Annotated in this window: 15 protein-coding genes; 10 read left to right on the top strand and 5 right to left on the bottom strand. The window is 39.2% G+C overall.

Going from position 1 to position 16,096, the window contains the following annotated elements:
• Nucleotides 1–150: 150 nt before the first annotated feature.
• A complete protein-coding gene (locus tag FQ608_RS20370) occupies nt 151–1,362 on the top strand; it encodes an S-adenosylmethionine:tRNA ribosyltransferase-isomerase (RefSeq protein WP_158860340.1) in 1,212 nt (403 codons plus the stop codon).
• 47 nt (nt 1,363–1,409) lie between these two features.
• Here the strand turns inward: FQ608_RS20370 and FQ608_RS20375 are convergent, their stop codons facing one another.
• The 5 genes from FQ608_RS20375 to FQ608_RS20395 all read right to left on the bottom strand — a co-directional run bounded on the left by FQ608_RS20375 (nt 1,410) and on the right by FQ608_RS20395 (nt 5,762).
• Nucleotides 1,410–1,826: a LytR/AlgR family response regulator transcription factor gene (locus FQ608_RS20375; protein ID WP_158860341.1), complete on the bottom strand. Its 417-nt coding sequence runs from the start codon at nt 1,824–1,826 to the stop codon at nt 1,410–1,412.
• A gap of 203 nt (nt 1,827–2,029) precedes the next feature.
• Nucleotides 2,030–3,334, bottom strand: coding sequence for a glycosyltransferase 87 family protein (locus tag FQ608_RS20380; RefSeq protein WP_158860342.1), 1,305 nt, complete (start codon nt 3,332–3,334; stop codon nt 2,030–2,032).
• Nucleotides 3,331–4,218, bottom strand: coding sequence for a hypothetical protein (locus tag FQ608_RS20385; RefSeq protein WP_158860343.1), 888 nt, complete (start codon nt 4,216–4,218; stop codon nt 3,331–3,333). The genes FQ608_RS20380 and FQ608_RS20385 overlap by 4 nt, the downstream gene beginning before the upstream one ends.
• A 115-nt stretch (nt 4,219–4,333) precedes the next feature.
• On the bottom strand, nt 4,334–4,936 hold the full coding sequence (locus FQ608_RS20390) for a tetratricopeptide repeat protein (protein ID WP_158860344.1): 603 nt from the start codon (nt 4,934–4,936) through the stop codon (nt 4,334–4,336).
• A 10-nt stretch (nt 4,937–4,946) separates the two neighbouring features.
• Nucleotides 4,947–5,762, bottom strand: a complete 816-nt coding sequence (locus FQ608_RS20395; RefSeq protein WP_158860345.1) for a 2,3,4,5-tetrahydropyridine-2,6-dicarboxylate N-succinyltransferase — start codon at nt 5,760–5,762, stop codon at nt 4,947–4,949.
• Between the two features lie 149 nt (nt 5,763–5,911).
• On the opposite strand from FQ608_RS20395, the gene FQ608_RS20400 reads away from it, so the two are divergent.
• From FQ608_RS20400 to FQ608_RS20440, 9 genes are all read left to right on the top strand, one after another.
• Nucleotides 5,912–7,036, top strand: coding sequence for a glycosyltransferase family protein (locus FQ608_RS20400; RefSeq protein WP_158860346.1), 1,125 nt, complete (start codon nt 5,912–5,914; stop codon nt 7,034–7,036).
• A gap of 339 nt (nt 7,037–7,375) precedes the next feature.
• On the top strand, nt 7,376–8,041 hold the full coding sequence (locus tag FQ608_RS20405) for a metal-dependent transcriptional regulator (RefSeq protein ID WP_158860347.1): 666 nt from the start codon (nt 7,376–7,378) through the stop codon (nt 8,039–8,041).
• Nucleotides 8,042–8,908: 867 nt separating this feature from the next.
• Nucleotides 8,909–9,355 (top strand): thioredoxin family protein, encoded by a 447-nt coding sequence (locus tag FQ608_RS20410; RefSeq protein ID WP_158860348.1) that lies wholly within the window; start codon nt 8,909–8,911, stop codon nt 9,353–9,355.
• Entirely contained in the window at nt 9,356–10,738 is a 1,383-nt protein-coding gene (mnmE, locus tag FQ608_RS20415; RefSeq protein WP_158860349.1) for a tRNA uridine-5-carboxymethylaminomethyl(34) synthesis GTPase MnmE, read from the top strand. It abuts the gene before it with no gap.
• A 268-nt stretch (nt 10,739–11,006) separates the two neighbouring features.
• Entirely contained in the window at nt 11,007–11,360 is a 354-nt protein-coding gene (locus FQ608_RS20420) for a helix-turn-helix domain-containing protein (RefSeq protein ID WP_158860350.1), read from the top strand.
• Between the two features lie 10 nt (nt 11,361–11,370).
• A complete protein-coding gene (locus FQ608_RS20425; RefSeq protein WP_158860351.1) occupies nt 11,371–12,495 on the top strand; it encodes a tyrosine-type recombinase/integrase in 1,125 nt (374 codons plus the stop codon).
• 392 nt (nt 12,496–12,887) lie between these two features.
• Nucleotides 12,888–13,217, top strand: a complete 330-nt coding sequence (locus FQ608_RS20430; protein ID WP_158860352.1) for a helix-turn-helix domain-containing protein — start codon at nt 12,888–12,890, stop codon at nt 13,215–13,217.
• 49 nt (nt 13,218–13,266) lie between these two features.
• Nucleotides 13,267–14,475 carry a primase-helicase family protein gene (locus FQ608_RS20435; RefSeq protein WP_158860353.1) on the top strand — a complete coding sequence of 403 codons (1,209 nt, stop codon included), beginning with the start codon at nt 13,267–13,269 and terminating at the stop codon, nt 14,473–14,475.
• Nucleotides 14,476–15,391: 916 nt separating this feature from the next.
• The gene (locus FQ608_RS20440; RefSeq protein WP_158860354.1) at nt 15,392–15,796 is read left to right on the top strand and encodes a hypothetical protein; all 405 of its coding nucleotides are present in this window, start codon (nt 15,392–15,394) and stop codon (nt 15,794–15,796) included.
• Nucleotides 15,797–16,096: the final 300 nt, after the last annotated feature.

A 16,096-nucleotide genomic window follows, 5' to 3' on the forward strand; every position in this document is an offset into this window, starting at 1 on the left:
CGCAATTACAATCATCCCTCCGTGCGTCGCCTGCGTCATGCTCGATTTCATGGAATCGAATGAGGACTAAACTAAATCTGCTATATTTGAACTTGGTTTGGCCAAAACTAAGGAAAACTATCCAAAAATTACAACTGTATTTGATTGTCGATGACCGCATACACGCTCCTCAGAAAGTCTGATTTTTTCTATGATCTACCCGAAGATCGGATTGCCAAATATCCACTTCCCATGCGGGATCAATCCAAACTACTGCAATGGAAGGCGGGTGCGGTTTCCCACCACCACTTTCACGAACTTCCGGATTTGATACCTCCTGGGTCCCTAATGGTATTTAACAACACCCAAGTAATTCCTGCCCGAATGTTATTTCAGCGAAAATCAGGGGCATGGATTGAGATTTTTTTACTTAAACCTATATTACCTTCTGACATTATCCAACTGGCCATGGAATCTAATGGACCCGTAGTATGGGAAGCCATGATCGGAAATCTAAAAAAATGGAAAGATGGAGAAATACTAGAGAATATTTGGACCATTGAAAATCAGGAGGTTTTTGTTTCTGTTGAATTAACTGACCGCGATAAAAAACAAGTACGCCTGTCATGGAATTCAAAGGAACTGACTTTTGCGGAGCTTGTGGAAGCCGCTGGGAAAATACCCCTGCCTCCCTACCTTAACCGTGAACCAACACATGAGGACAAAAATCGGTACCAAACAATATATTCCCAGATTAAAGGTGCCGTTGCCGCTCCTACTGCCGGGCTTCATTTTACTCCAGCGGTATTAGAAAGGCTCAGTCAAATGAGAATTGAAACAGACTACTTAACCCTACATGTAAGTGCGGGCACCTTTCAACCCATTAAGGAAGAAGCTATCCAACAGCATCCGATGCATGGTGAGCAGATAGTATTTACCAAGGCGAATATAGAAAATCTATTGAAAGCGGAGGGTAAAATTGTGGCAGTTGGCACTACATCCATGCGTTCACTGGAAAGCCTCTATTGGTTTGGGATAAAATTGATATCGGATGAAAATCCTGAATTTACGATATCGAAAGATTACGCATATCAAGCGCATAAAGAACTGCCGACAGCAAAGGGAGTGTTTAAAAGAATATATGACTGGATGACAACTAGAGGACTAGATTCTTTGATTGGCCATACGGAAATCTATATTTACCCGGGATATACATTCCGGGTCGTTTCTGGTTTAGTTACAAATTTTCACCAACCCGGCTCAACCCTTATTTTATTGGTGGCTGCTTTTACCAACAATGAATGGAAACGGATCTACCGGGAAGCCTTGAATAACGACTACCGTTTTTTAAGTTATGGAGACAGTAGTATTTTATGGTTATAAGAGCATATTATTGCCACCCATAAGACTGAATAAAATACCAATTTTGTTTACTCAAAACCGTTACTTCCCAATTTTTGAATACCGTTAATCAAAGTCTGATAATAGGTCCGCCCTACCGGAACCTTATCCTCACCCACCGAAATCTCTTTTGGAGTGATAGTGACAATTTCATTAAGATTGACAATAAATGATTTATGGATTCTCAAAAAAAGATCTTGAGGTAAAATCTCTTCAAATTCCTTTAAGATATTCCGCAAAGAAAACGTCTTTTTGGGCGTAACAAGCGTAGTATAGTTTCCATCACCTTTCAGGTATAGAATATTCGAAAATTTGATTTTAGTCAAACAGCCTTTGTCCCGGATAAATATGGCATCTTTAATTAACAATTCTTTAGTTTTAAGATTTAAATCCTTGGATCCGTTTCCATTTGAAGTGTAAATTTCTAATTTCTCTTTGATTTTCATAACCCCTAATATTGAATTAATTTGATTGTCTATGTAACCAAGCCAAGAATCAATTGTTTAAAAGGAATGTTGTAATTTTTCACCTGAATTAAAAGTAGATTATTCTTTTATTAGATTGATTTCAAAGAACCCAATCAAAAACTGTAACATTTGGTACCGAAAATAAATAAGCTATAAGTATCTTAAAAATAGATATTTATAGTTTATTTTGACAATTTAAGTTTAAGGTAGTCAAAATAGCCAGCAACTGATATTATACCATATTGTAAAAATAGCAGGATAGTCGACTCGCTATTCTCAAGGGTAGTGTAACTTTGGTAGGAAAGAAAGACTACAAAAGACCAAACAACAAATATCCGATAAGGAGTCAATATAGAAATCCCCAAGGGAATGATGAGGTACCAAGGGTGAACCACAGTATGCAAGAGCAAATAAACCAAATAGGTTAATACAACATTTGCGAAAATTGTAGGCAATGGCTTTTTCCAAGTAATCCAAATGATAAAGATACCTACCGTTCCTGTCAATATAGGACTGATGTATTCAATTGGATTGTAGGGAATCCACCACATGGAAATAGTTCGTACCAAGTAATAAATTCCAGCATTGAACTCGAATTTTCCATAATACAACTGAATACTTTCGACATAATTAGGAAGCATTCCTCCAAGGGGTATAAACAAAACAAAAATAGTAATCCCTGAAAACAGAATAAAAACTGGCAATTGATTTCTCCTGATATATCTAATCAGAATTGGCATCAGGATCAGGGGAGTTAATTTGATTGCCACAGCTACGCCAAACCACATCCCAGCTCGCCTTTTATTTATTAAATAAGTATAAAAAGCCAACAGCAAAAAAAATAACATCACTCCTTCAAAATGCAGGTTTCCGGTAAGTTCGAGAATCACTAGGGGATTCAAGGCATATAGGAGAATCTGCTTACGATCAATTTGGATAAGGTTAGCAATTTTCCATAATAGAATTAGTACACCTGCTTCAAAACCAATTAGTAACAATCGCAGTGTAACGACACTAAGCAGGATACTATTACCGCCTACCCAAGAAGACAGGACAAAAAATAATTGATTGGTCGGTGGATAGACACTAAAATAATTTGGAGAATTAAGTTGATCAAAGAGTTTCTGAAAATAAAGAAAATCTTTCTCGACTAAGGTTGGTAAGATTTCTTCGGGAGTAAACTGATACGGATTGATGCCTGAAAGCATTAATTTACCGTCCCATATAAACCGGAAATAATCGTCGGACAATTGGGGGATAGCCAACAAAAAAGCAATTCTAATGGCCATGCCGAATAAAAGCCATTGGATAAGTTGCCTTTCATTTAGTTTGATACGGGTAATTAATCCATAAAGAAGACCAAAGGCAATGGAAAACATGAAAAAATTAGCCGCAAAAGCACCCCTAGTACCAACATACCCCAACCAAAGCAGGAGGAAAGTAAAAGAACCCGCCCCTATCAAAAGGACGGTACTTCTTGTTGTCATGGATTAAGTTGTAACTCTCTTCTTAAGCGAATATCTTCAGATTTGTTTTTGTTCCAATAGTCTATCTGCCTAACAGATTTCCGTTCTCCCCTACTCACCTCTTCCGTGCCGTTTTCCAACACTCGAATCTCTTCAAAGGCGATAATTTGATACGGAAATTCCCGCTCAAAATGGATTTTTAGTGCGCGGTTATAGGAGATATAGTCCACCTCAAGTTCATCGTGTCGGTTATCCAAACGGTTTACTCTAAGTAAGGCTTTCTGGGCGCCTGGTTTTATATGTGAAAACCGTTGCTCCAATAGCCCTGGTATCAAAGCATGTTCCCCAAGGGGTAGTTGCTCGGGGCCAAGTCGGATTAGGTTCCAAAGATGGTCTTCAGCTATGGCGTTAACGGTAAATGTATCGTCACTTTCTTCTTCAAAGTATGAAAACAGCTTTCCCTTATAGGAACTTCCGTTGAGATTCAACTGAGTAAAGGACTGTCCGCACCATTCTTGGGAGGAGGCTGTAAGTTTTAATGCTGAAGATTGCAAATATACCGGTGAAAACACGGACAGCATCATGTTGTAGGGGTAGATGCCAGTTGTAAATGATTTGGTCATATTCAGCTTCAATACTTTGACAGCGTCCCTTCCAGCATCTTGTGGATTGTCAAGCTTTACCTGATCCTTTTTGGAGAGATCTTCCGTCACAAAAATTAATACAGCTTCACCTACTCTTGATTCACCATACCGGTACTGCGTCAAATCAAAGGCACTTATTTCGGCCTCTCCGTTATACCAGTAACTTCCCCACTTGTCAAAGTCAATGCCTTCCCGTTTCTCTGTCCCACAGGAAGCGAATAGGAAAACGGCAATAAAATAAATAAGGATTTGGTCTCTCATGATTATTAAGTCTAGGACTATTAAGATGTTCTATATCATAAAGGTAGGAATCGGATAATAAAAAAAGCAACCTTTATAATTTAAAGGTTGCTTTTTTTCAGATGGTGCAGAAAATTTACTGACAATAACTATTGAGCGCATCCTGACCTAATGCAAAATCATTTTCTACAGCTTTTCTAAAATCAGCACAAGCTTGGGAATTTTTTTCCACTAAGCGGTTCAGCATTCCCCTGTAATAATATGCCTGACCATAACTGGGGTTCATTTTGATAGCCGCGTTGTATTCCCTCATGGCTTCATCCACATTTCCCAATTGATGCAAAGCTCTTGCTTTCATAAAATAAGCCACTGATGTAGCTCCCGAAACAGTCACTGCGTTGTCAGCATACATCAGAGATAATTCATAGCTTTTTTTCTTATGATAAAGGTTGGACAAACTCAAAAGGATTTGTGAATTTTTCGGATCAACCTGAAGCGCTTTTTTGAAGCTATCTTCCGCCTTATCGTAATCTTCCAATTCCTCGTGTGCCCGGCCTTTATTATATAAAGCTTTTAGGTTTTTTGGTTTTGTTTCCAAAAATTTTTCATAGGCAACTATTGCCTCTTCAAATTGTTCGTTTTGATAGTATACATCACCCTGAGTTGAGCTACCACCGCCGCATGAAATCAAAATTATTGAACAAAGGATACTAAAAGAAAGGAATTTCACTACACTCATAAATATTTAATTAAACTGCCACACTATTTTCTCTAAGGGCATCATTTAGGGAGGTTTTAAGGTCGGTGGAAGCTTTTCTGGTTCCGATAATCAACGCACAGGGTACCTGATATTGTCCTGCAGCGAAGTTTTTGGGGATACTCCCCGGTATGACTACTGATCGGTCAGGAACGTAACCCCGGTATTCTTTTGGTTCTTCCGATGTAACGTCAATTATTTTTGAGCTTGCGGTAAGGGTCACCCCAGCACCGATTACAGCCTCTTTTCCGATTCTTACTCCTTCTACAATGATGGCCCTCGAACCTATAAACGCCCCATCCTCTACAATAACAGGTGCTGCCTGAATAGGTTCCAATACTCCTCCTATTCCCACACCACCGCTCAAATGGACATTTTTTCCAATCTGCGCACAAGAGCCGACAGTGGCCCAGGTATCCACCATGGTCCCGCTGTCCACATACGCACCGATGTTGACGTAGGAGGGCATCATCACTACCCCTTTAGCAAGAAACGAGCCATATCTGGCGATGGCGTGTGGAACTACCCGAACTCCCTGCTTGGCATAGTTCGTTTTGAGAGCCATTTTGTCGTGAAACTCAAAGGGTCCGACCTCAATCGTCCGCATCTTTTGAATCGGAAAATACAGAATTACTGCTTTTTTTATCCAATCATTGACTTTCCATGAGTTATCTGCTAAATGCTCCGCCACCCGTAGGGTACCATTATCCAAATCCGCAATTACTGTCTTAATTGCTATCTGAACGGCTTTGTCGTTCAATAAATCCCTGTCATCCCAGGCTTTTTCAATGATGTGCTGTAAATCCATAAATGATTAAATAAGTAGCTTATTGTGGTTTATTCAAATGTTTTTTACGAAAATTGATATGTTCTTCCGTTATCCCGGTAAAAGTATGTATTATTTTCAATTTTGAAACCAAGGTTGCAACTAAATTCAATACCTAGCCTTTTTCATCTATGCGAGACAAGAAAAGAATAATCATCGCTTCGGTACTCAAGCCCACCGAGGACAGCCGAATGCTTTATAAGTTTGGGTTTTCGCTGCGTGAAACAAATAAATACGAGGTTTACATCCTAGGATTCTCGGAAAAAAAATATCGAAAAATCAACAACATCCATTTATATTCCCTCCATTCCAAACCTAGAACCCACCCAAGCCGAGTTCTGGCTCCTTTACGGTTGGTTAGGTATATCTTTAAGATAAAACCAGATGTCGTAATTCTAACTACTTATGAATTAGCACCTGCTGTAATTTTTGCTAACCGCTTTTTAAAATTTAAGCTAATTTACGATATACAGGAAAATTTCAGCTTGAACGTACTTTCCAATGCGACATTGCCTACTGGGCTTCAACGCCTTGCGGCAGGATGGATAAGGTGGTGGGAGAGACGGATTGATCCCTATGTAGACCACTATCTTTTGGCAGAGGATTGTTACAGGGAGGAGTTCCCCCAACTTTCCAACGTAACTGCGGTGGAAAACAAATACAGTGGCCCTATCCTCCATGGAGACCCAGTTTCTTTTTATCCGGAAGGTACTATTCGTTTTATACTTGCCGGTACACTCACTGAGGTATATGGAATAATGGAGGGAATGAAATGGTTTATGGGATTTAATATCCACTTTCCAAATCAGGCCCTGCATGTAATTGGACATTGCCCGATGAAAACGTATCGGCAAAAATTGGAGGAATTAGCAAATGGAATCCCTCAAATCAACTTGGAGCTTTCTAATACCCCAATACCTTTTGAGAGAATGCAAGATGCTATTTCCAAAGCAGACTGCTGGTTAATGCCCTATCAACTAATACCAAGCATTGCCACTAAGATGCCCACCAAACTCTATGAAAGTATTGCCCGCAGGAAGGTTGTGTTGATCACAAAAAACCCCGTCTGGGAGAAATTGGTTTTAACACATTCCGCCGGTCTTTGCATAGACTTCCATAAAGGAGCCTGGACCAAGTCCGAAATGGAATCCCTTTACCGACATACATATTTCACGGCGGTTCAGAATGGGGATATATATTGGTCCGAGGAGGCTGAAAAACTTTTATCCGTCGTAGAATCCTTGATTGGGAGCTAAATCTTTATAATTCCATCCCCGGTTTTTAGTAACTCATATTTTTCTATTTCAAGAAAAATGCGGTGTATATCTCTTGAGGTAATTTTTCCCATATCTCAAATTGTACTTTTTCAATACCCTGAATTTGTTGTCCAGAATTCAAAAATCTCATAAAATATTATCATAAAAAGCTGAATATCAATATATAATATATTTTTAGCCTTGTCTAAAATATATTTTTAATACAATGTAACTTTTAATCCACCGTAATTTCTCCACTTATCCACAGTTGATTTAGGGTGAAAAAACAATTTTTTTAGTCATGCCTAAATATCTATATTTGCATAAAATCCGCTACATATGCCCCTATTAACTTCATCTGAAGGCAAATACCTTAAAGCTATTTATACCCTTTCATCTGCAGGGAAAGAGTCCGTTTCCACCAATGCTATCGCCGCTCAAATGGGGACGAAAGCAGCTTCTGTTAGCGACATGTTGGGGAAGTTAGCGGAGAAGGAAATGATCAGTTACCGCAAGTATTACGGGGTTCACCTGACGGAAAAAGGCCATAAAACAGCCTTGGGTATCCTGCGAAAACATAGATTATGGGAGGTTTTCTTGGTGGATAAACTGAGGTTTCAATGGGAGGAGATCCCCCAAATAGCCGATGAATTGGAGCAGTTGGACCATCCCCTACTTATTCAAAAGCTGGATGAGTACTTGGGATATCCTAAATTTGACCCCTATGGGGATCCCATTCCGGACGAATTTGGGGATTTCCAGACCAAGGCGAGGGTTCCCTTGCAGGATATGCCGGTAGATATGACGGGGAAAATTGCCGCCGTAAAAGACAACACAGCATCCTTTCTCCGCTACCTGGACAAGATGGGAATATATATAGGTGCCCGGATGGTTGTGCTGGAAAAGGTTGAATTTGACGGTTCCCTGGAGCTGATGGTTGACAATCAGCGCAAGGTATTTGTATCCCGGGAAGTTGCAGCAAACATATTGGTGCAGCCATTGTAAATGGTTAGAATTAGGCACGTCCTTATTTTTCAAAATCAATCATCTCTATTACTGCATGTTAAAGAACTTCAGTCTTTCTCTAACTTCACGATACAAACAAAGAGCGCCAAATTTTGGAAAAAAATCCTACGTGTTCTCTGTGTAACCTTTGTGAACTCTGTGGTTCTGTTTTTTTTTGCAGCGGGGATCCTTTAGATTCGGTTAAAAAAATAACCACGAAGGGCAAGGAGAATGCAAAAAGGGCACAGAGTTTTTTTTCTAGAAAATTCTCTGTGTCCTCTGTGGTTCTATTTAAAAAAGACATGCTAAGAAACATTTGGAGGTTAATTTAAGTGAGATGGATTAATCGTTGAGTTTTTGTTGGGATCATTTTGTGGTATGTAGTATTGAACAAAAGCCTAATTCTAAAGATTTTTTTACCAGCACAGGAGGTCAATTAGATTACATAATTTTTAATCTCTTGGGATGGATGATTTCTTGGGAGATGGAAAATTGTCAAAATAGAAGAGTGTTGACCAATGGTCAGGAATTTTGACTTGTAGGAGTCTGAAATTAAAAGTGTAAACTATAGCTTTAACTTATTTAACATAAATACCTATAAACCAACATTTTATAAATATTAAATATACCTATTCATTTTTATGGAGATAAAAAGCTTCAATATAGCTAGAGACTCCGGTAAAATAGGCCCTCTTTTATAGAAGCCGCTGTTTGTCCGAAAAAATGTAGATAAAGAACTAACGTTTGAGATCTTTCGTTAATCTAAAAATTAAACTGTGGGGTGCATTTTCGTTTAAATAGTAATATCTCATCTACTAAAATAAAATTGTAACTTTGTTCCTATAGAGTTTACTGACCCAAAAATTCATGAAAAAAACTGTTGTTCTTGCATTGTTGTTCTTGCAGACTTTCTGGCTGATGGCCCAGGATAAAATTAATTGGTATAGCTTCGAGGAAGTTGTGAAACTTACAGAGGAAAACCCAAAGATGATTTTGATCGATGTGTACACCGACTGGTGCGGTTGGTGCAAAAAAATGGACAAGGATACGTTTACAAAGAAAGTTGTGGTGGACTATGTGAATGACAACTTTTACGCCGTAAAACTCAATGCCGAGGACAAAAAGAAAAAGTTTACTTTTCGGGGTAAGGAATATAGTGAGGAGACCATGGCCCGTACCATGCGGGTTAGCTCCTATCCCAATTTTGTGATCATGGATGCAGCAATGGAGAATATCACACAGCTTCCAGGCTATCGTGAAGCGGATGATTTCGTCGCTTCGCTGGACAAATTAATGGATACCTTCGGTAAATAGATGAATTATTCCTACGGTGAAAAAACCGAAACCATTGTGGCCTTGGCCACACCTCAGGGGGTCGGGGCCATTGCCGTTATTCGACTTTCAGGTCCCGATGCTATAGAACTAGCCAACGGAGTGTTTTTTGGCAAGGACTTGCAGAAACAAGATTCGCATACAATCCATTTCGGTACGATTCGGGATGGTGATCAAGTCGTGGATGAAGTATTGGTTTCAATTTTCAAAGCGCCGAAATCCTTTACCAAAGAAAATGTGGTGGAAATTTCCACGCACGGTTCCTCCTATATCGTTAACCGGGTAATAAAATTATTGGTCCGAAAAGGTGCCCGCCCTGCCAAGCCGGGAGAGTTTACCCTCCGGGCGTTTTTAAACGGACAGTTTGACCTTGCCCAGGCGGAAGCTGTTGCCGACCTGATAAACTCCGATTCCGAAGTTTCCCATCAGGCAGCCATGAATCAGATGCGGGGAGGATTTAGCCATGAGATCAAATCTCTTCGGGACCAATTGATCCACTTCGCATCCATGATAGAGCTTGAACTCGACTTTACGGAAGAAGACGTGGAGTTTGCCAGTCGGGATGATTTGAGGATATTGGTGGAAAAATTACTTCGCGTAATTGAGCAACTTATCAGCAGCTTTGATTTGGGGAATGTTATCAAAAACGGGGTTCCGACCGTTATCGCCGGAAAACCAAATGCCGGCAAGTCTACCCTACTCAATGCCCTGCTTAATGAGGAAAAGGCCATTGTCTCCGAGATTGCCGGAACTACACGGGATTTTATTGAGGATGAAATTAATATAGGCGGAGTTATTTTTAGATTTATCGATACGGCTGGTTTGCGGGAAACAACCGACACCATAGAAGCGATTGGCGTCAGCAGAACTCAGGAAAAAATGAGAACCGCCTCACTAATCTTATATCTTTTCGATTTGGGGGATACGGATATGGTGGAGATTAACCGGGATATCAATAAATTGGAGAATTTGGGAGTTCCCTTCCTTAAAGTAGCGAATAAAGTAGACAAGGCTAACCCACGATTTATTAAGGAGTTATCAACTCTTCATCCAGATACTGTGTTTATTTCCGCCGGGCAAAAGGAGAATTTGGACTTGTTGAAAGACCGCATTATGGAACTGGTGAATCTGGATAAATTCCGCACCGGAAATACGGTGGTCACCAACATCCGCCACTACGACTCCCTCACCCGCACCCGGGAATCTCTACTGGATGTACTGACGGGTTTGGACAATGAGGTGACCAACGACTTTGTGGCCATGGATATCCGAAGATCGCTGCACTACCTCGGCGAGATAACTGGGGAGATTACGACGGATGATTTGTTGGCGAATATTTTTAGTAAGTTTTGCGTGGGTAAATAAGAAAGTACAAACTAATATAAACAACTACAAGCAATCACTAATAACTGCCTCTAATAGAACCTATTAGGGGTTTTTCATTTTTGGAGAGTTCCGTCTAATTACCTACTTTTATAGAAAATTTGTACCGGATTTGTACCGCTAGAAAACGGTACAAATTTTTTGGCCAAAATGGGGAGATTATGAAACAACGGGAAACAACTGGAAACAACCTGAAACAACTGGAAACAACGGGAAACATTCTCGGGGAGATTACCAAAGCTTTTATCATATGAGTTCAAATATCAGAATTACCCGAATTTGTCAGTTCTGCGGAAACTCATTTACCGCCAAAACTACGGTTACCAAGTTTTGCGGAGACCGCTGTGCAAAGGCTGCCTATAAGGTCCGCCAAAAGGAAGAGAAGATTAACCAAAGTAATACCGAGACCTCAGGGCAAATCAATTTAGACTGGTTTGCCGTAAGTCAGAAAAATTATCTAAATGTAAAAGAGACATGTGTTTTAATGGGAATCAGCAGAACAACACTTTGGAGACTTGTAAATAATCATGCTATTGAAGTAAAAGAAATTGGGCGAAAACTGATTTTCAGAAAAGCCGACATTGAGACCTTTATGAACCGATAACTATTGAATAATGAAACCAATCAAAGTAACCTTACGCCAACGACCCTTGGAGAACAACAAGATCAGCCTCTATCTTGACTTCTACCCTCCCATCCAAGATCCATCCACAGGCAAGAAAAAGCGCAGAGACTATCTGGGGATTCATATTTTTGATAACCCGGATACCCGTACCCAAAAGGAATACAACCGGATTTGCTTAATCAAAGCGGAAAGCATCAGATCCCAGAAAGAAATTGAATTCCTCAACCATAATTTCGGCTTTTATGACAAGTTCAATCAGAAAAGGGATTTTCTTCAATACTTTATTTCAAAAGGAAAAACCCATTCCAGTTCAGCCGGAAACAGTGGAAACTGGAAAAGCGCTTCCGTACATCTAACCAACTACACGGGTGGCTCTTGTACATTCGCAGAGGTGACACCTGACTTTTGTGAAGGCTTTAAGGACTACCTGCGTACTGCAAAGTCCATTGGCAGACAATTCAAACTATCCACCAACACCCAGTTAAGCTATTTTGCCAAATTGAGGGCCGCACTTAAAGATGCGCTCAGGGAAAAGATCATCACGTCAGATCCCTGCATTTCAATTCAAAATATCCGGGCTGAAGGAAGCTCCAGGGTATACCTGACCCAGGATGAATTGAAAAAATTGTATCAAACGCCTTGTCCGCTACATCCATCCTTGAGGCTTGCCTCTCTTTTCTCATGCCTTACCGGTTTAAGGTGGTCAGACATAGAAAAGCTGACCTGGGCAGAGGTGGAAGAGACTGACCAATCCGATATATTGAAATTTAGACAAAAGAAAACCGGAAGCTTTGAATATTTACCAATCTCACAACAAGCACGGGAAATATTGGGAGAGCGAAAAGGTCAACATGAACGAGTCTTTCCGGGGCTAAAGTATTCCGCTACCAATAACACTATCCTGAAAAACTGGATACTCAGTGCCGGTATAATGAAGAAGGTGACATTTCATTGTTTTCGTCATACCTATGCCACGTTGCAACTTGCTTCAGGTACCGATATCTATGTGATCTCAGGGAACCTTGGTCACAGGGAATTGAAGACCACGGCTATTTATACAAAAATAACTGACAAGAAAAAAATTGAAGCGGCTGATAAGATAAAACTTTATTGATATTTTTTATTCAACAGTTGTTGCTTGGTTAGCTCCTCCCCTTTTCCAAAAAAAAAATGAATGGAATAGTTGGTAATTTAATTGCTCCTAATAGGATTTTCTTAGTGGATCTTCGGATATATTTTTTAATTTTTTTATAAGACACTAATTAACAAACAGATACAAGTTATCTTCATTCGCTGTTTTTATAATGCCTTCTTCCCCAAAAGTTACGTATTTCTAGTTTCTTGGATATTCAGATATATATATATTCATATTTCTAAATATACAGATATAAGTATATTTAAATATATAAAATTCAATTTTAATATAAAAAAACATTAATAAATACAAAAAAAATTTTGAATATTTTATTTTTAAGTTATAATTTGGGGCAACTAAATACGAAAGACATGAAAATTGAAAACCCGTTTGATTATTTAAATCACCGCCTGGATCAGATTTATAATAAGCTGGATGAAATGCAGCAAACCCGCCAAAAGAAAAAAGATGATCCTGATCCCAACGAAATTTTAAATGTGAAACAGGCTGCGGAATTGTTAAACCTCAGCATATATTCAATATATGCCAAAACGTCCAGAAAAGAAATCCCATTTTCAAAACGGGGTCGGCATCTTTATTTTTTTAAAGCTGATTTAATCAACTGGCTGAAAACAGGAAAGTATAAGACAAATGATGAAATCGAAATGGAAGCTCTAGAGCACTTATTCAAAAAAAGCTAGCATTTAATACGATGCAAGTTTATATCTGCGCAACCAAAAACCTATTAAAATGGAAAAATATATCCGGGTTGGGATTACCCTGTATAAAAGGGTAAAGAAGCCCCTACTCAATGGAAAAGACGAGGAAATAATGGTTCCCTGGAACCTCGATACCCTTAAACAAGATTATCCAAGCAACTGGCGTGAAACGGTTCAGTCCATTGAAAAATACAATGGCTTTTGCACATTTCCGGAACACCTATCCTATCAAAGAAACTACAGGGGCTTTTACAATTTATACGAACCCATAGCCCTAAGCCCCATTAAAGGTACATGTGCCGGAATTCTTCAGTTTGTAGAACATATTTTTGGCGAACAGTATGAGCTTGGACTGGATTACCTTCAGTTATTGTATACCCAACCCATGCAGCGCCTTCCGGTGTTGTGCCTTGTCAGCAGTGAAGGAAATACGGGGAAAACCACCTTCCTAAACCTTCTCAGGATAATTTACGGGAATAACATGACCTTCAATACCAATTCGGACTTCCGCAGCAACTTCAATTCCGACTGGGTATCGAAACTGATTATAGCCATAGATGAAGTACTGTTAGACCGGAAAGAAGACAGCGAGAAAATCAAAAACCTCAGCACCGCAAAATCGTACAAAGCAGAGGCCAAAGGAAAGGACAGGCATGAGGTTGAATTTTTTGGGAAAATAATACTCTGTTCCAACAACGAGGACAACTTTATGGTCATTGGATTGCAAGAAACCAGGTATTGGGTTAGAAAAGTCCCTCAGTTAGAAAAACTCGATCCGGATTTCCTATGGAAGCTTGAAAAGGAAATACCGCATTTCCTTGACTTTCTGCTCCAAAGGAAACTCTCAACCCAGAACCAATCCAGAATGTGGTTTACCCCGGAAGAGATCTATACCCCTGCTCTCCAAAGGGTAAAGACATATGCGGTAAATAAGGTGGAGCTTGAGCTGTTTGAAACCATTAAGGAAATTATGGAGACAAAAGAACTCCAGGAGTTTTGTCTCACCAACACCCATGCGAAGGTTCTGCTGGAACGGGCAGGGATCAAAATTTCCCGCTCACAGGTCCGCAAGATCTTGGAAGAAGCCTGGAAACTGAAACAGTATCCAAATGCTTCAAATTTTACAGCATACCTCTATGATCACAGCGGATATTTATTGGAAATGGATATGAAAGGCCGTTACTACAAAGTTTTACATCAGGATTTAGAGCGTATCTACAATGAAATGTTGACTGTTTAACCTAATTAACTATAAGTTAATGATTTAACCGAGCAATCGAGGGGCAACATTTGGTAAACAAAGAAAAACGGAAGTTTACAACAATCAACTTAAAGCTTATCCGGTTGACCAGAAGTTGATTAAATGTTTACTTTTCAAAAAGGTATGTCCCAACAACTTACAAATAATATCAACATTTGTTGGATGAGAATGACAAAAGGCGAATAAAGATCAAATGGTAAATTTTTGGGCCTTCGAAGAATATAAGATTTAACGGGTTCAGACGACTTTTTTCAATTAGTATATGATTATGCTAATCAAAGTTTAGCGGGAATTGAATAGTCTTCAGTGAAATTGACTGAAAGTCAAATCCCTTCGTTCCTGGTTAATTTATATTTTCGTTATTCAATTTAAATAGATTGGATTTACTGAATTTATGATGATCCGTCAGATCTGATAAATGATCCTTTTTCTATGTCCTATATTTAAAAACATAGAAGTGCGATGGAATTGAATTTTATCCAAATAGATTGACTATAGTTCAATTTAATTTTTTCATAGTCAACCTTGTGTTTTTAATTTCGATTTTAACAGATTGGGGTTTCCAAAATTTTTGATCTTGAGGCAAATCTCCTAAATGATCTATTTGAGACAATACGATTTTATAAAGGTTATTTTATAAAGGTTTTAGTCCTGAGTTTCTTTACAGAACGCTTCCTGTTTTTCCTTCCAGAGTTTTTTCATTGCTCGGTGATATGGGCGGCTTCTTGGGTCAGCATGTCGATACTCAGACGCGGCTTCTAGATATTGTAATGATCTAAGCTACCTTAATGGCTGTTTCCTTTTTGCTTCCAGTAGTCATTCTATTTAACTAGGTTTTGGACCACAGGACAAGCAGATTGTTTTCCAATAACAAATCAAAAAAAATTCTACCCGTTTGTATTTGTTCCTTCTTCATCAGCACCTGCATCAGACTAAGCAGCTTCCTGCCTCCGACTCCGGTAAGGGTTTTACGCTCACTTCAGACAATTTGAAGCTCAATTTCTGTCTGTGCCTGACTTTTATACCTGTATTTCTGCAATTGATAGTATGCTTTTCTGCTGTAGCCAAACAATCCACAGAGCGTATCGCTACTAAGCTCCGGATGTTCCTCTCTTATTTCTTGGACTGCTTGGTTTCAGACGTTTTTCTGATTGAAACTTTCAGGTCCCGTTCAGCGATGTCAGTTATTTTGTTTGCCGCCATGGCATTTAAACGCTCCTTTTCCAGAGCCTCTTCCAGTTCTCTTATGCGGCTGATCATACCTTCGGGTGCATCAGGTAATGGTTTCGTGGCTTTTTAGAAGATTTGTCCACAATGAATGTTTTGGATTATAGTCCAAATTTACAAAGCCAATGGGAAACCGAAGCAGTAACCGATAAATTAAATTAAACGAAGGCAGACTTCATTCTTTAGTCAGAGCTAAGATAATACTATTCAACCTATCTTTTGTAATCGTCCGAATAATGCTTTACATTTTTCAATGATTTTTCTTGTTTAAAACCTTTCAATCTGTAGATCTATTTCAAAACAAGACATAAATTTTTTCCCGTATAGCCGCATATATGGTTGATTTACCTCCAATATGTTTTAATATATTTTG

Origin of the sequence: Lunatibacter salilacus (assembly GCF_009797935.1) — a bacterium.
Taxonomy (GTDB): Bacteria; Bacteroidota; Bacteroidia; order Cytophagales; family Cyclobacteriaceae; genus Lunatibacter; species Lunatibacter salilacus.